The following is a 14,757-nucleotide window of genomic DNA, read 5'->3' on the forward strand; positions in this document are numbered from 1 at the left end:
CACGACCCGCCCGTCCGGGAATGCCACCTGTCACACCCAGGTTGGCTCCTTACATGTCCCCACAGCCCAGTCCGGACTCCCCCGGCTCACCAGACCCCCGCTCCAACTCCCGTATGCCCGTGGCCGTCCACATCCTCGGTCTGAGCGTCTTCGCCCTCGGGACCAGCGAGTTCATGCTCTCCGGGATCCTCCCGGCGGTCGCCGACGACATGGACGTCACGATCCCGCAGGCCGGGCTGCTGATCTCCGCCTTCGCGATCGGCATGGTGGTCGGCGCCCCGTTGCTCGCCGTGGCGACGCTGCGGCTGCCGCGCAGGACCACCCTGATCTCGCTCATCACGGTGTTCGGCCTGGGCCAGGTCGCGGGCGCGCTCGCCCCTTCGTACGCGGTCCTGTTCGCGTCCCGTGTCGTCTCGGCGCTCGCCTGCGCCGGGTTCTGGGCGGTCGGTGCGGCCGTCGCCATCGCGATGGTGCCGGTGAACCAGCGGGCCCGCGCCATGGCCGTGATGATCGGCGGCCTGTCGATCGCGAACGTGCTCGGCGTCCCCGCGGGCGCGTTCCTCGGCGACGGGCTCGGCTGGCGCGCCGCGTTCTGGGCGGTCGGCGTGGCCTCCGCCATCGCCCTCGTCGGCATCGTGACGCTCGTGCCGAGGATCCCGCTGCCCGCCGAACGGCCGCGCCTCAAGCGGGAGTTGAGCATCTACGCCGACCGCCAGGTGTGGCTGTCCATCGCCGTCACCGCGCTCGCCGCGGGCGGCGTGTTCTGCGCGTTCAGCTATCTCTCGCCGCTCCTGACGGACGTCGCGGGGCTGCCCGCGAGCTGGGTTCCGGCCGTCCTCGCCCTGTTCGGGATCGGCGCGCTCGCCGGTACGACGCTGGGCGGGCGGATCGCCGACGCGCACCTCTTCGGGGTGCTGATGACCGGCATCACCGCGTCCACCGTCTTCCTCGCGGCGCTCGCCGTGCTCGGCCATTTCGCGGTCGCGGCGGTGGCCCTGTCGTTCCTGCTCGGCTTCTCCGCCTTCTACACGGCGCCGGCCCTCAACGCCCGGATGTTCAACGTGGCGGGCGCCGCGCCCACTCTTGCGGGCGCCACCACGACCGCCGCGTTCAACCTGGGCAACACGGGTGGGCCGTGGCTCGGCGGCACGGTCATCGACGCGGATCTCGGGTATCCGGCCACGGCGTGGGCCGGGGGTGCGATGACGGTGGTCGCGCTGGCGTTGACCGGGGTGTCGGTGCGGCTGCATCGGCGGACGACTTCCAGGGTCGTCGCCGGTTCCGGGAGCGTTCCCGACGTCACGGGGCTCCGCCCCGAACCCCGCGCCTCAAACGCCGGCGGGGCTTGAAAAGACCCGAACTTACCGCCCCTTGCGCCTCCGCAGCCCCGCCTCCGTCAGTCTGCGGACCAGTTCCTTCGAGCCGATCTCGACGGCCCCCGCGCGCACCGCGTCCGCGTACCGGTGCGACGGGAGGTCGTAGTGGTCGCGCTCGAAGGCGCGCGGCGGCACCCCCAACCGCTCGGCGAAAGCGTGCAGTTCGTCGTACGAGACGTCGCTGACCAGGTGCGACCACATGCGGTCGTGCCCCGGCCAGTTCGGCGGGTCGATGTAGACCGTCACGGGCGCGTCACCCCGTCACCGAACCGAGGCCGCCGATCGGCGCCACGGTCACGCCCGCCTCCGAGCACACCCAGTGCGGGTCCGCTCCCAGCTCCGGCTCGACGTCCAGCGCGTGCGGGGCCTCCGCTCCCGAGCCGGGGCCGCACACCGGGCACAGCGGCCAGCGTCCGTGCCGCTCCAGGATCCCGTCCTTGACGTCCTGGGCGACGAGGCCGGTCACGAACTCCACCCCCTCCGGCCACTGCTCCACCCACCAGCGCCGCGAGACGATCGACTCCTCCACCAGCGAGACGATGTCCGAATCCGCGACGTCGCCCGCCTTCAGATCCGCGAGCACGAGCGCGCGGGCCGCGTGCAGGGCCTGCTCCAAGGGGCTGATGGTGTCCATGCAACCAATTGTGTGCCATACGGCACGGTCGAAGGACTCTTGACCCCGACCCCGCCCGAAAATATCTTTCATCACGTGAGCAATGACGTGAAGGAAAGTTTCGGCAGGGACGCGCCGCCCGCGCCCGCGGCCCTCGCCGCCAAGGTGCGCACCCTCGCGCCCTCGATGACCCGGTCCATGCAGCGGGTGGCCGAGGCGGTCGCCGGGGACCCCGCAGGCTGCGCCGCGCTGACCGTCACCGGACTCGCCGAGCTCACCGGCACCAGCGAGGCCACGGTGGTGCGCACCGCCCGCATCCTCGGCTACCCCGGCTACCGGGACCTGCGCCTGGCGCTGGCCGGGCTCGCCGCCCAGCAGCAGTCGGGCCGGGCGCCCGCCGTCACCGCGGACATCGCCGTCGACGACCCGCTGACCGACGTCGTCGCCAAGCTCGCCTACGACGAGCAGCAGACCCTCGCCGACACCGCCGCCGGACTCGACACCGCGCAGCTCGGCGCCGCCGTGACGGCCATGGCGAACGCGGGCCGCGTCGAGATCTACGGCATGGCGGCCTCCGGCCTCGTCGCCCAGGACCTCGCCCAGAAGCTGCTGCGCATCGGGCGGCACGCGTACGCGCACTCCGATCCGCACCTGGCCGTCCACAACGCGGTGACGCTCCGCTCGGGGGACGTGGCGGTGGCGATCACCCACTCCGGCACGACCGGCGACGTGATCGAACCGCTGCGGGTCGCCTTCGAGCACGGCGCCACCACGATCGCGATCACCGGCCGCCCGCGCAGCCCGGTCTCGCAGTACGCCGACCACATACTGACCACGTCCATCGCCCGCGAGAGCGAGCTGCGGCCCGCGGCGATGTCCTCCCGGACCAGTCAGCTGCTGGTCGTGGACTGCCTGTTCGTGGGTATCGCCCAGCGCACCTACGAGACGGCGGCGCCGGCGCTCTCCGCGTCGTACGAGGCGCTGGCCCACCGCCACCAGTCCGCTCCGCGGGGCGGCCGCCAGTGATCGCCCCACCGCTCCCCCCGCCACGGGGCTCCGCCCCGGACCCCGCGCCTCAATCGCCGGCGGGGCTTGATGGTCGAGACTTCCGCTCCTTGGACGCCCGCGATCACGATCGTCGGGACAGCGGCTCCTCGAGCACCCGCATGCCTCGATCGGCGGCGGGTGCCGGTAGATCAAGCCCCTGCGGCGATTGAGCAGCGGGGTCCGGGGCTGAGCCCCGTGACCGCGACCCCGGCCCAGCGCAACAGAACCTCCCGCCCACACAGAAGGCCGCACCCTGACGATGACCGCCAGCCCCGACGCCACCTACGCCGACCTCCGCGCCCAGCTCGACACGCTCACGACGGAGGCGTTCCGCCCGGAACTCGCCGAGATCGACCAGCTCCCCACGCTGGAGATCGCCAAGCTGATGAACGGCGAGGACGCCACCGTTCCCACCGCGGTAGCGGCCCAGCTCCCCCGGATCGCCGCCGCGATCGACGGCATCGCCGAGCGCATGGCCCGCGGCGGCCGCCTGATCTACGCGGGCGCCGGCACCGCGGGCCGGATGGGCGTCCTCGACGCCTCCGAGTGCCCGCCCACCTTCAACACCTGGGACGGCCAGGTCGTCGGCCTGATCGCGGGCGGCCCGTCCGCCATGGTCAAGTCCATCGAGGGCGCCGAGGACTCCAAGGAGCTCGCGGCCGAGGACCTGGACGGCCTCGGCCTCACCGAGAACGACATCGTCGTCGGCATCTCCGCCTCGGGCCGCACCCCGTACGCGATCGGCGCCGTCGAGCACGCCCGCGCCCGCTACGGCGCGCTCACCGTCGGCCTGTCCTGCAACGCGGACAGCGCCCTCGCCGCCGCCGCGGACCACGGCATCGAGGTCGTCGTCGGACCCGAGCTGCTCACCGGCTCCACCCGTCTGAAGGCGGGCACGGCGCAGAAGCTCGTGCTCAACATGCTGTCGACGATCTCCATGATCCGGCTCGGCAAGACGTACGGGAACCTCATGGTCGACGTGCGCGCCTCCAACAAGAAGCTGCGGGCCCGCTCCCGCCGCATCGTCTCCCTCGCCACCGGCGCCGACGACGCCGCCATCGAGGCCGCGCTCGCCGCGACCGACGGCGAGGTCAAGAACGCCATCCTCGTCGTCCTCGGCGACGTCGACGGCCCGACCGCCGAGCGCCTCCTCACGGAGTCCGACGGCCACCTGCGCGCCGCCCTCGCGGCCGCCGCCACCAAGTAGCCCCTCGAACCACCCGTCCCCGAGCACCACCTGCACAGCAAGGCAAGACGCACCATGGCCGATAACGCCGAGAACAAGAACCGCGCCGTCGCCGCCGCGATCCTCCCGCTCGTCGGCGGCGCAGCGAACGTCACCTCCGTGGTCCACTGCATGACCCGGCTCAGGCTGGGACTCGCGGACCGTTCGCTCGTCCAGGACGAGGCGCTCAAGGCGCTTCCCGACGTCATGGGCGTCGTCGAGGACGAGACGTACCAGATCGTCCTCGGGCCGGGGAAGGTCGCCCGGGTCACGCCCGAGTTCGAGACCCTGGTCGAGGAGGGCAGGGCGGCCGCCCCGGCGCCGGACCCCGCCGCGGGGCACTCCGCCGACGACCTCGCCGCCCAGGGCGCCGCGCTCAAGGCCCAGCAGAAGGCGAAGAACGCGACGCCGTTCAAGCTGTTCCTGCGCAAGATCGCCAACATCTTCGTGCCGCTGATCCCGGCCCTGATCGGCTGCGGCATCATCGCGGGCCTCAACGGCCTGATGATCAACCTGGGCTGGCTGCCCTCGGTCACCCCGGCCCTCGCCGCCATCGCCTCCGGCTTCATGGCGCTGATCGCGGTCTTCGTCGGCTACAACACCGCCAAGGAGTTCGGCGGTACGCCGATCATCGGCGGCGCCGTCGCGGCGATCATCGTCTACCCGGGGGTCGCCGACATCTCGGCGTTCGGGCACAAGCTCTCCCCCGGTCAGGGCGGCGTGCTGGGCGCGCTCGGTGCGGCGGTCCTCGCCGTCTACATCGAGAAGTGGTGCCGCAAGTGGGTGCCCGAGTCGCTGGACGTCCTGGTGACGCCCACCCTCACGGTCCTCATCTCCGGCCTGGTCACGATCTTCGGCCTGATGTTCGTGGCGGGCGAGGTCTCGACCGCCATCGGCACCGGCGCCAACTGGCTCCTGGAGAACACCGGCGTCTTCGCCGGCGCGGTCCTCGGCGGCCTCTTCCTCCCGCTGGTGATGCTCGGCCTGCACCAGGCCCTGATCCCCATCCACACCACGCTCATCGAGCAGCAGGGCTACACCGTCCTCCTGCCCATCCTGGCGATGGCGGGCGCGGGCCAGGTCGGCGCCGCGATCGCCGTCTTCAAGAAGCTCAAGCACAACACGTCGATCCGCAAGACCATCAAGTCGGCGCTCCCCGCGGGATTCCTGGGCGTCGGTGAGCCCCTGATCTACGGTGTCTCGCTCCCGCTCGGCCGCCCGTTCATCACGGCGTGCGTCGGCGGCGCGGCGGGCGGCGCGTTCATCGGCGTCTTCTCGATGCTCGGCTACCAGGTCGGCTCGACCGCCATCGGCCCGTCCGGCTGGGCGCTGTTCCCGCTCCTCGACGGCAACAAGGGCCTCGGCGCGACCTGCGCGATCTACCTGGGCGGCCTGCTCGTCGGCTACGCCGTCGGCTTCCTCGCGACGTACTACTTCGGCTTCACGCAGGACATGCTCGTGGAGTTCAACCAGGACGTCGACGCGGGCGAGTCCCCCGAGGCCCACGCCGAGGCGAACCCGGCGACGCCGGCCGCCAAGGACCCCGAGCCGAAGGAACCGGCGAAGGTCTGACCCCGGCACAGCGCGAAGGGCGGTACCCCGTACGACACGGGGTGCCGCCCCGCTCTATAGTTCGATCACCCAAATCGCTTTCACAGGCCGCACACATTCTTCGGCCGCTCGACGACCGGAGCACGACCTTCATGCGCGCCACCACTCTGTCCCTGGCCGCTGCCCTCGCTACCGCCGCCGCCCTGTGCACCGCCTGCTCGGCGGGACCGCGGTCCGACGCGGGGAAGAACGGCTCGGCCGAGTCCCCCGCCGATCACGCCGCGACCGTACGGGCCGCTGTCGAGGCCACCCGCGCGACCTCCGCGCACACGAAGCAGCAGCTCGACCTGTCCGCCGACGCCCGGACGTTCCGGATCTCCACGACCGGCGGCTTCGACATGGCCGCCGACCGCGGCGAACTGACCGTACGGATGCGGGAGCAGCCCGCAGTCGAGTTCCACGAGATCTTCGCGGGCGACGTCGTCCACGTACGCGGTGTCTCCGCCCTCGAGGGCGAGCGCTGGGGCACCGTTGCACGCGCCAAGGCCACGGCCCACGCCCTGCTGCGCGCACCGCTCAACGACCCCGAGTACCTCCTCGGCCAGATAGCCGACCTGCGCAACGTCTCGGACGAGGGCGAGGCGAGCATCGACGGCGTCCGCACCACGCACTACCGCGGCACCCTGGACCACGCCACGCTCACCCGCCGCCTGGCGGCCGACACCCGCAAGAAGGCGGACCAGCTCCGCGACTACCTGGGCGACGACATCCCGGTCTTCGCCGACGCCTGGGTGGACGCCAAGGGCCGCGTCGTCCGCACCCGTACCGTTCTCAACCTGCCGCAGGCCGACACCAAGATGAAGGTCACGCTGAGCCTGTCGCGCCTGGGCGCGCCGGTGAAGGTGACCGTGCCCGAGTCGAGCACCCCGGGCGCCGACACCAACGGCACCTTCCTGGGCTGACCGGGCCCCGTCACCCACCGGTCGGCGCTCCACATGCGGCCCGGACCGGCCTCCCGCATCCTGAGCGCATGGCTGACAGCAACCTTTCGAAGCTCTCCTGGACCGAGTTCCGCCCGGACCGGCGCCGCCTCGGCGCGGGAGCCGTACTGACCGGGGTGGGCGCCCTGACCGCGATGGCCGGCTTCGGCGTCCTCGTCTACGAGCTGGCCCGCGCGGGCCGCAGCTGGACCGGCACCTGGGAAGTGCCGCCTGCCGAGCTGGCCTCCCGCGCCTTCCACCAGGCCCAGGCGGCGGCCACCAGCGCAACGCGCGCGGGCCGCGACACCTGGCAGAGCTTCTCCGAACAGTCCTCGGCCTGACCCTCAGCTCCCGCGCCGCCCTTCGTGCAGTACGGCGACGATCCGCATCGCCGTATCGAAGTTCACGCACCCCAGGTCCACGAGCGGATACCCGACCTCCCCTGCGGCCGACACCGGATCGACCCTCAGTGACGGCAGCACAATGCCCAACACACTCGTCTCCGCCCGCAGTTGCGCGACCACCTCCTCGACCACCCGCAACCGCTCCGCGCTCCGCACCGCCATCACACTCTCCTCCACTCCCGGTTCCGCTTTCAGCACACAGAGTGACCGGTCCGGCTCTACGCTGGCCAGGGGCAACGGCCCAACAGATGCCGCTGCTGGACCGGGAGTTGATGCACGTGACCGGACCGAAGGACGTCGACCCGTCGTCGCGCCGCGTGATGATCGGCGAAGAACTCCGCCACGCCCGCGAACGAGCGGACCTCACCCAGCAGGCCCTGGGTGAGCTGCTGTTCGTCAGCGGCTCGTACGTCGGCCAGATGGAGGCGGGAACGCGGCGCATCCTGCCGGACATGGCCGTTCGGCTCGACGAGGAGCTGAAGACGGGCGGCTTCTTCGCCCGCAACTGCGTGAAGGCGAACCGGTCGAAGCACCCGGAGCACTTCGCCGAAGCAGCCGAGGCGGAGGCGCTGGCCACCACGATCATGGAGTACGGGGCGATGCTCATCCCCGGACTCCTCCAGACGCCCGACTACGCCCGTGCGGTGTTCCTCGACTACCAGCCCACGGCGCCGGACGAGGCGATCGACAAGCTCTTGTCGGCCCGCGTCGAGCGCGCCCGCCTCCTCGACAATCCAACAACCCCGTTGTTGTGGGTGGTTCTGGACGAGGCGGCATTGCGTCGACCCGTCGGCGGCCCCGCGGTGATCGCCGCCAACCTGCACCACATCGCCGGTCTGGCCCGCAGCCGCCGGGCTGTTGTCCAGGTCCTCCCGTTCGCGGCGGGCGGCCACGCGTCGCTGCACGGCTCGCTCAAGCTCATGTACTTCGAGGACGCCCCACCGCTCACCCTGATCGAAGCCCCCGCCACAGGACGCCTGTTGGACGATCCGGCCACCGTCGCCCGCCACCAGCTGTCGTACGACCTGCTCAGGGCCAACGCACTCACCCCGAAACAGTCCCTGGCTCTGCTCGACTCCGTGGCGCAGGATTACGCCCATGAGGAACAGCACCCCTGAGTACGACCTGAACGGCGTCGGCGCCCGGAGCTGGCGCAAGTCCAGCTACAGCGGTGGCGAGGGCAACAACTGCCTCGAAGTCGCCGACACCCACACCCCGGTGACGGGCATCGTGCGCGTGCGGGACTCCAAGAACCCCGACGGTCCGAAGCTCGTGCTCCGGGCGGAGCCCTGGTCCGCGTTCGTCGCCGACCTGCGACGGAGCTGACCCGACCCGCCCCGAGGCTCAAGCCCCGCGCCCCGAGCACTGCTTTCAAGGATGGGGAGGTGGGTCTCAACCCACCCTCCCACCCTGCGAGTTGAGAAAAGCGGACACTTTTCGTCACCGGCCTGCCACGGAGGGTGACGACGCTCTAGCATGCCCGATAACCGAACGACCCCCGCCGGTGCGCCAACACCTAACGGGGGTCTGTCCACCGAGATCACAGGAGATCCCGTGGCTGACGCCCACTTTTAGTGCTGCCCCCGCCCCCACGCACGCCGCCTCGTCGACGCCTGAGGCGCATCCCGCCGCGAACCCGGGCTACGGCAAGCGTTCCGCGCCGGACCAACTCCGGCGAACAGGAACGGACTTCGCACACCTGCCGCACCGAGAGGCGTACATCGCCGGATACATCGACCGGTTGCCCGACGGCTCGGACATCCCCGTCCACCTCCTCGTCGATCGCGACAACGACACGGTCGTCGTCCACAGCTCCCCCGAGAACGGCGTCTACCAGTACCGCCGCCCGTACCACTACGGAGCGACTCAAGGACTACGGGTAGCCCAATCAAGCCCCGCCGGCGATTGAGGCGCGGGGTCCGGGGCAGAGCCCCGAGGCGTCAACCACGGGTGGGCGCACGAAAACGCCCGAGGGCGGCACCGTCTCGCGTGGAGACGGTGCCGCCCTCGGGTTACAGACGAGCTGAACCGCGACCGGCTCAGAAGTCCATGTCACCGCCCGGCATGCCGCCACCGGCCGGCGCAGCGCCCGCCTTCTCCGGCTTGTCGGCGATGACGGCCTCGGTCGTCAGGAACAGCGCGGCGATCGACGCGGCGTTCTGGAGCGCGGAGCGCGTGACCTTCGCCGGGTCGATGATGCCCTCGGCGATCATGTCGACGTAGTCACCCGTGGCGGCGTTCAGACCGTGACCGACGGTCAGGTTGCGCACCTTCTCCACGACGACGCCACCCTCGAGACCACCGTTGACGGCGATCTGCTTGAGCGGGGCCTCCAGGGCGAGCTTCACGGCGTTGGCGCCGGTCGCCTCGTCACCCTCGAGCTCCAGCTTCTCGAAGACCGCGGAGGCCTGGAGCAGGGCCACGCCACCACCGGCGACGATGCCCTCCTCGACGGCCGCCTTCGCGTTGCGAACGGCGTCCTCGATGCGGTGCTTGCGCTCCTTGAGCTCGACCTCGGTGGCCGCGCCCGCCTTGATGACGGCCACGCCGCCGGCGAGCTTGGCGAGGCGCTCCTGGAGCTTCTCGCGGTCGTAGTCCGAGTCGCTGTTCTCGATCTCGGCACGGATCTGGTTGACGCGACCCTGGACCTGGTCGCTCTCACCGGAGCCGTCGACGATCGTCGTCTCGTCCTTGGTGATGACGACCTTGCGGGCGCGGCCGAGCAGGTCGAGACCGGCGTTCTCGAGCTTGAGGCCGACCTCCTCGGAGATGACCGTGCCGCCCGTGAGGATGGCGATGTCGCCGAGCATGGCCTTGCGGCGGTCACCGAAGCCCGGGGCCTTGACGGCGACGGACTTGAAGGTGCCACGGATCTTGTTGACGACCAGGGTCGACAGGGCCTCGCCCTCGACGTCCTCGGCGATGATCAGCAGCGGCTTGCCGGACTGCATGACCTTCTCGAGCAGCGGAAGGAGGTCCTTCACGTTGCCGATCTTCGAGTTGACGATCAGGATGTACGGGTCCTCGAGCGAGGCCTCCATACGCTCCATGTCGGTGGCGAAGTACGCCGAGATGTAGCCCTTGTCGAAGCGCATGCCCTCGGTGAGCTCGAGCTCCAGACCGAAGGTCTGGGACTCCTCGACCGTGATGACGCCTTCCTTGCCGACCTTGTCCATGGCCTCGGCGATGAGCTCGCCGATCTGGGTGTCGGCGGCCGAGATGGAGGCGGTGGAGGCGATCTGCTCCTTGGTCTCCACCTCCTTGGCCTGCTCGAGAAGGGCGGCGGAGACGGCCTCGGTGGCCTTCTCGATGCCGCGCTTGAGGGCCATCGGGTTGGCGCCGGCGGCTACGTTGCGAAGGCCTTCGCGAACGAGCGCCTGGGCCAGGACGGTCGCGGTCGTCGTGCCGTCACCGGCGACGTCGTCCGTCTTCTTCGCGACCTCCTTGACCAGCTCGGCGCCGATCTTCTCGTACGGGTCCTCGAGCTCGATCTCCTTGGCGATGGACACACCATCGTTGGTGATCGTGGGGGCGCCCCACTTCTTCTCGAGGACGACGTTGCGACCCTTGGGGCCCAGGGTCACCTTGACGGCGTCGGCGAGCTGGTTCATGCCGCGCTCGAGGCCGCGCCGTGCCTCCTCGTCGAACGCGATGATCTTGGCCATGTGAAGTGGTCCTCCCGGACGGGGTGGCTAACGCAAAAGGACCGTGCTGGTGCCCGCGACGGACGGCCTGCGCGCCTTGTGGTTCCTTGCCCCACCCGGCCTGCGGACCTCACCGACCCGATCCAAGTTTTGTCACTCTCACTCGGAGAGTGCTAAGCCCAATGATTAGCACTCGACCCATGCGAGTGCAAGCGGCTACCACAGATCCGATGCGGGCGCGTGCAGCACGAAGGGCCCGCCCCCGGTTACCCGGGAGACGAGCCCTCCATGACGTGCGACGTACAAGCTTGCAGTCTGACGCGCGCGTTCAGCCGGCGGCCACGCGGACCATGTCGGCCTGCGGCCCCTTCTGGCCCTGCGAGATCTCGAACTCGACCCGCTGCCCCTCCTCGAGGGTGCGGTAGCCGTCCATCTGAATCGCGCTGTAGTGGACGAAAACATCCGCACCACCGTCGACCGCGATGAAGCCGTACCCCTTCTCCGCGTTGAACCACTTGACGGTGCCCTGAGCCATGCCTAACTCCCCTATTACTGGCCCTTGCGCAGGACCGCACTTCGCGGACCCGGGTCAGACCTCACGCCCCATGGGATATGGGGGTGTGCGCCGGAACGCGTCGACCGCGGCTGAATGTATCTGCCCAACTGCCGTCTGCAACAGGTCAATCGGACGAGAATTCTGGGCACGCCAGATCGGGGAAACCGGGCCAACTCACCGGATCCCGGGGCAAGCCGGGCCGCGTAAATGCCATAAAAGGCCCGAAAGGGCTGGACACTTTGGCTACTTCTTGTCGGGTCGCGGGCGAGAACTCATATGCGCCCGTCATGCACCGTGCGGGGAAACGCAGCAGCTTCCCCAACTGTACCGCGCTCAACCATGCAGAATTGCCCCCTCCGTTTCTCTCGCGGAGGGGGCAATTCGGATAACTCTGCGTAGACCCGCAAAAGATCAGCGGCCGACGCCGTGCTTGATGGTCAGCCTCCGGCGACGGCGGGAATGATCGAGACCCCGGCGCCGTCCGGCGTCGCCGTCTCCAGGCCCTGCTCGAAGCGGACGTCGTCGTCGTTCACGTAGACGTTCACGAAGCGGCGCAGCTTGCCCTGGTCGTCGAGGACGCGGGCGGCGATGCCGGTGTGGTTCTTCTCGAGGTCGGCGATGACGTCGGCGAGGGTGGCGCCCTCGGCGGCGACCTCGGACTGCCCGCCCGTGTAGGTGCGCAGGATGGTGGGGATACGAACGTTGACGCTCATGGCGGTAACTCCTGTTGCTACAAGTGTCGGTCGGACTCAGAGGTCGGCGGCGAGGCCGGCCTCACGGAACGCGTCCAGGCTCGGCCGGATGGTGGCGGTGGCCTGAGAGGACTCGGCAACCGCGTCGAGCGTCTTGAGCCCGTCACCCGTGTTCAGGACCACCGTGGTGAGCGACGGGTCGATCTGGCCCGCCTCGATGAGCTTCTGCGTGACGCCCAGGGTCACACCGCCGGCCGTCTCCGCGAAGATGCCCTCCGTACGCGCGAGCAGCTTGATCGCGTCGACGACCTGCTCGTCGTTCACGTCCTCCACGGCGCCGCCGGTGCGGCGCGCGATGTCGAGGACGTACGGGCCGTCGGCCGGGTTGCCGATGGCGAGGGACTTGGCGATGGTCGTCGGCTTCTGCGGGCGCACCACGTCGTGGCCGCCCTTGTAGGCGACGGAGACCGGGGAGCAGCCCTCGGCCTGGGCGCCGAAGAGCTTGTAGGGCTTGTCCTCGACGAGGCCGAGCTTGATCAGCTCCTTCAGGCCCTTGTCGATCTTCGTGAACTGGGAGCCGGACGCGATCGGGATGACCAGCTGGTCCGGGAGCTGCCAGCCGAGCTGCTCGCAGATCTCGTACGCGAGCGTCTTGGAACCCTCGCCGTAGTACGGGCGCAGGTTGACGTTCACGAAGCCCCAGCCCTCGCCCAGCGGGTCGCCGATGAGCTCGGAGCAGAAGCGGTTCACGTCGTCGTAGTTGCCCTCGATGGCGACGAGGTCACCGCCGTAGACACCGGCCATGACGACCTTGCCCTGCTCCAGGTCGTGCGGGATGAACACGCAGGAGCGGAAGCCGGCGCGGGCGGCCGCGGCGCCGACGGCGCCGGCCAGGTTGCCGGTGGAGGAGCAGGAGAGCGTGGTGAAGCCGAAGGCGCGGGCGGCCTCGATGGCCTGCGCGACGACGCGGTCCTTGAAGGAGTGCGTCGGGTTGCCGGAGTCGTCCTTGACGAACAACTTGCCCTCGGCGACGCCGAGTTCACGGGCGAGGTTGTCGGCCTTGACGAGCTTGGTCCAGCCGGGGTTCAGGTTCGGCTTCTCGGCGACATCGGCCGGGACGGGCAGCAACGGAGCGTAACGCCAGATGTTGGCGGGTCCTGCCTCGATCTGCTTGCGGAGCGCCTCGGGGTCGCCCACCGGCAGGTCGTATGCGACTTCGAGCGGTCCGAAACACTCGGCGCAGGCGAAGACGGGGCCGAGCGGGACGACGGCGCCGCACTCGCGACAGGAGAGGCCGGAAGCCGGACCGAGATCAACGGTCTTCGCGGTCGTTTCGGTGGCGACAGTCTGTACAGCCATGAGAGGCGAGGCCCTTTCTCCTCATCTTCCTCGCGACGCATCTCGCCGCGAGACGGATTTGGCACCTTCACTAGCCGGGAGCCTCGCGGGCGCACTGCGATGTGCGGACGAGACCGGCTGGAGGGTTGCCGGGGCTTCAACGGGCCGTATCCCTCTGCCCCTCTGGATGAGCGGTATTCGATTGTGTGGATTCAGTTGTGTACGGCAGGCGACCCCCGACATGCGATGGTCACCGGCCTTGTTCAAGACTGTAACCGAAGGCCCGGACCCTTGAGATAGTCGTCCGAACCGCGAGATGGATCACATGTCGATCCTGAGGGAAGGAACCCAGACCGTGCTGGAAGAGGTCGAGCGCTGGCTGAGCAGGCGCTCCTGGGCCGTGACGGATCACCCCCTGCACCGGTCGCTCGCCGCCAAGCACGCGTCGGGGCAGACCGTGAGCGTCGTCCTGCCCGCGCTGAACGAGGAGGGGACGGTCGGCGAGATCGTCTCCGAGATCCGGCGGACGCTGATGACGGACGCGGTACCGCTCGTCGACGAGCTCGTCGTGATCGACTCCGGCTCCACCGACCGCACCTCGGAGGTCGCCGCGGCGGCCGGGGCGCGCGTGGAGCACCGGGACACGATCCTGCCGCGGGTTCCGGTCAGGGCCGGCAAGGGCGAGGTGCTGTGGCGCTCCCTGTTCGTCACTTCCGGTGACATCGTGTGCTTCGTCGACGCCGATCTGAAGGAGTTCTCCGCGGACTTCGTCTCCGGGATCGTCGGCCCGCTGCTCACCGAGCCGGGCGTGGACTTCGTGAAGGCGATGTACGACCGCCCGCTGGACGGGGCGGCCGGTCAGGGCGGCCGGGTGACCGAGCTGATGGCGCGGCCCATCCTCAATCTGCACTGGCCCCAACTGGCCGGATTCGTCCAGCCGTTGGGCGGCGAGTACGCGGCCCGGCGCTCGCTGCTCGAACGGCTGCCGTTCCCTGTCGGGTACGGCGTGGAGCTCGGCCTGCTCGTGGACGCGCTGCACACCGTGGGCCTCGACGCGCTCGCCCAGGTCGACGTCGGCGTGCGCAAGCACCGGCACCAGGACGGGCAGGCCCTCGGCCGGATGGCGGCGGCGATCTACCGCACCGCCCAGCTGCGCCTCGCGCGCGGGCACCTCGTCAGGCCGGTGCTCACGCAGTTCGAGCGCGGCGACGACGGTTTCGAGCCGCGCGTGCACCCGGTCGACACGGAGGAGCGTCCCCCGATGATCGAAATCGGTGAGTACGCGGAGCGTCGCGTGGCATAAGCGCGGAATAATCGTATCTTTTGCCTAA

At 70.0% G+C, this 14,757-nt stretch carries 17 protein-coding genes and 1 riboswitch; of the genes, 10 read left to right on the plus strand and 7 right to left on the minus strand.

Annotated features, from left to right (window positions below; all coding sequences use genetic code 11):
* Positions 1-113 precede the first annotated feature (113 nt).
* A complete protein-coding gene (locus ACNYS0_RS18695; protein ID WP_422475090.1) occupies positions 114-1,349 on the plus strand; it encodes a Cmx/CmrA family chloramphenicol efflux MFS transporter in 1,236 nt (411 codons plus the stop codon).
* Positions 1,350-1,361: 12 nt separating this feature from the next.
* Here ACNYS0_RS18695 and ACNYS0_RS18700 read toward each other — a convergent pair whose 3' ends face one another.
* Positions 1,362-1,622, minus strand: a complete 261-nt coding sequence (locus tag ACNYS0_RS18700; protein WP_422475092.1) for a DUF4031 domain-containing protein — start codon at positions 1,620-1,622, stop codon at positions 1,362-1,364.
* A gap of 7 nt (positions 1,623-1,629) precedes the next feature.
* Positions 1,630-2,010, minus strand: coding sequence for a hypothetical protein (locus ACNYS0_RS18705; RefSeq protein ID WP_422408662.1), 381 nt, complete (start codon positions 2,008-2,010; stop codon positions 1,630-1,632).
* Positions 2,011-2,085: 75 nt separating this feature from the next.
* Here ACNYS0_RS18705 and ACNYS0_RS18710 point away from each other — a divergent pair, with 75 nt between their 5' ends.
* The 5 genes from ACNYS0_RS18710 (at position 2,086) to ACNYS0_RS18730 (ending at position 7,133) form a co-directional block, all read left to right on the plus strand.
* Positions 2,086-3,015: a MurR/RpiR family transcriptional regulator gene (locus tag ACNYS0_RS18710; RefSeq protein WP_422475093.1), complete on the plus strand. Its 930-nt coding sequence runs from the start codon at positions 2,086-2,088 to the stop codon at positions 3,013-3,015.
* Positions 3,016-3,295: 280 nt separating this feature from the next.
* Complete coding sequence (murQ, locus tag ACNYS0_RS18715; protein ID WP_422475095.1) at positions 3,296-4,243, plus strand: N-acetylmuramic acid 6-phosphate etherase; 948 nt, start codon at positions 3,296-3,298, stop codon at positions 4,241-4,243.
* A 54-nt stretch (positions 4,244-4,297) separates the two neighbouring features.
* Positions 4,298-5,833 (plus strand): PTS transporter subunit EIIC, encoded by a 1,536-nt coding sequence (locus ACNYS0_RS18720; protein ID WP_422475097.1) that lies wholly within the window; start codon positions 4,298-4,300, stop codon positions 5,831-5,833.
* A gap of 131 nt (positions 5,834-5,964) precedes the next feature.
* Positions 5,965-6,774, plus strand: coding sequence for an SCO4651 family lipoprotein (locus ACNYS0_RS18725; protein ID WP_422475099.1), 810 nt, complete (start codon positions 5,965-5,967; stop codon positions 6,772-6,774).
* A gap of 68 nt (positions 6,775-6,842) precedes the next feature.
* On the plus strand, positions 6,843-7,133 hold the full coding sequence (locus ACNYS0_RS18730) for a hypothetical protein (protein ID WP_422475101.1): 291 nt from the start codon (positions 6,843-6,845) through the stop codon (positions 7,131-7,133).
* A 3-nt stretch (positions 7,134-7,136) separates the two neighbouring features.
* On the opposite strand, the gene ACNYS0_RS18735 is transcribed toward ACNYS0_RS18730, so the two are convergent.
* Complete coding sequence (locus ACNYS0_RS18735; protein WP_422475103.1) at positions 7,137-7,358, minus strand: hypothetical protein; 222 nt, start codon at positions 7,356-7,358, stop codon at positions 7,137-7,139.
* 116 nt (positions 7,359-7,474) lie between these two features.
* On the opposite strand from ACNYS0_RS18735, the gene ACNYS0_RS18740 reads away from it, so the two are divergent.
* The 3 genes from ACNYS0_RS18740 (at position 7,475) to ACNYS0_RS18750 (ending at position 9,105) form a co-directional block, all read left to right on the plus strand.
* Positions 7,475-8,314 carry a helix-turn-helix domain-containing protein gene (locus ACNYS0_RS18740; protein ID WP_422475105.1) on the plus strand — a complete coding sequence of 280 codons (840 nt, stop codon included), beginning with the start codon at positions 7,475-7,477 and terminating at the stop codon, positions 8,312-8,314.
* Entirely contained in the window at positions 8,295-8,522 is a 228-nt protein-coding gene (locus ACNYS0_RS18745; protein WP_422475107.1) for a DUF397 domain-containing protein, read from the plus strand. The genes ACNYS0_RS18740 and ACNYS0_RS18745 overlap by 20 nt, the downstream gene beginning before the upstream one ends.
* 178 nt (positions 8,523-8,700) lie before the next feature.
* The gene (locus ACNYS0_RS18750) at positions 8,701-9,105 is read left to right on the plus strand and encodes a hypothetical protein (protein WP_422475108.1); all 405 of its coding nucleotides are present in this window, start codon (positions 8,701-8,703) and stop codon (positions 9,103-9,105) included.
* A 130-nt stretch (positions 9,106-9,235) separates the two neighbouring features.
* Here the strand turns inward: ACNYS0_RS18750 and groL are convergent, their stop codons facing one another.
* The 4 genes from groL to thrC form a co-directional block, all read right to left on the minus strand.
* Positions 9,236-10,861, minus strand: a complete 1,626-nt coding sequence (gene groL / locus ACNYS0_RS18755; protein ID WP_326018281.1) for a chaperonin GroEL — start codon at positions 10,859-10,861, stop codon at positions 9,236-9,238.
* 307 nt (positions 10,862-11,168) lie between these two features.
* Positions 11,169-11,375: a cold-shock protein gene (locus ACNYS0_RS18760; RefSeq protein WP_030576453.1), complete on the minus strand. Its 207-nt coding sequence runs from the start codon at positions 11,373-11,375 to the stop codon at positions 11,169-11,171.
* A gap of 458 nt (positions 11,376-11,833) precedes the next feature.
* Positions 11,834-12,109 (minus strand): ubiquitin-like small modifier protein 1, encoded by a 276-nt coding sequence (locus tag ACNYS0_RS18765; RefSeq protein ID WP_326018284.1) that lies wholly within the window; start codon positions 12,107-12,109, stop codon positions 11,834-11,836.
* 36 nt (positions 12,110-12,145) lie between these two features.
* Positions 12,146-13,447: a threonine synthase gene (thrC, locus tag ACNYS0_RS18770; protein WP_422408657.1), complete on the minus strand. Its 1,302-nt coding sequence runs from the start codon at positions 13,445-13,447 to the stop codon at positions 12,146-12,148.
* A gap of 18 nt (positions 13,448-13,465) precedes the next feature.
* Positions 13,466-13,620: riboswitch (SAM riboswitch) on the minus strand.
* 161 nt (positions 13,621-13,781) lie between these two features.
* On the opposite strand from thrC, the gene ACNYS0_RS18775 reads away from it, so the two are divergent.
* The gene (locus ACNYS0_RS18775) at positions 13,782-14,729 is read left to right on the plus strand and encodes a glucosyl-3-phosphoglycerate synthase (RefSeq protein WP_422482719.1); all 948 of its coding nucleotides are present in this window, start codon (positions 13,782-13,784) and stop codon (positions 14,727-14,729) included.
* The last annotated feature ends 28 nt before the right edge of the window (positions 14,730-14,757 follow it).

The sequence above is a fragment of the Streptomyces anthophorae genome (genome assembly GCF_049310305.1).
Classification (GTDB): Bacteria; Actinomycetota; Actinomycetes; order Streptomycetales; family Streptomycetaceae; genus Streptomyces.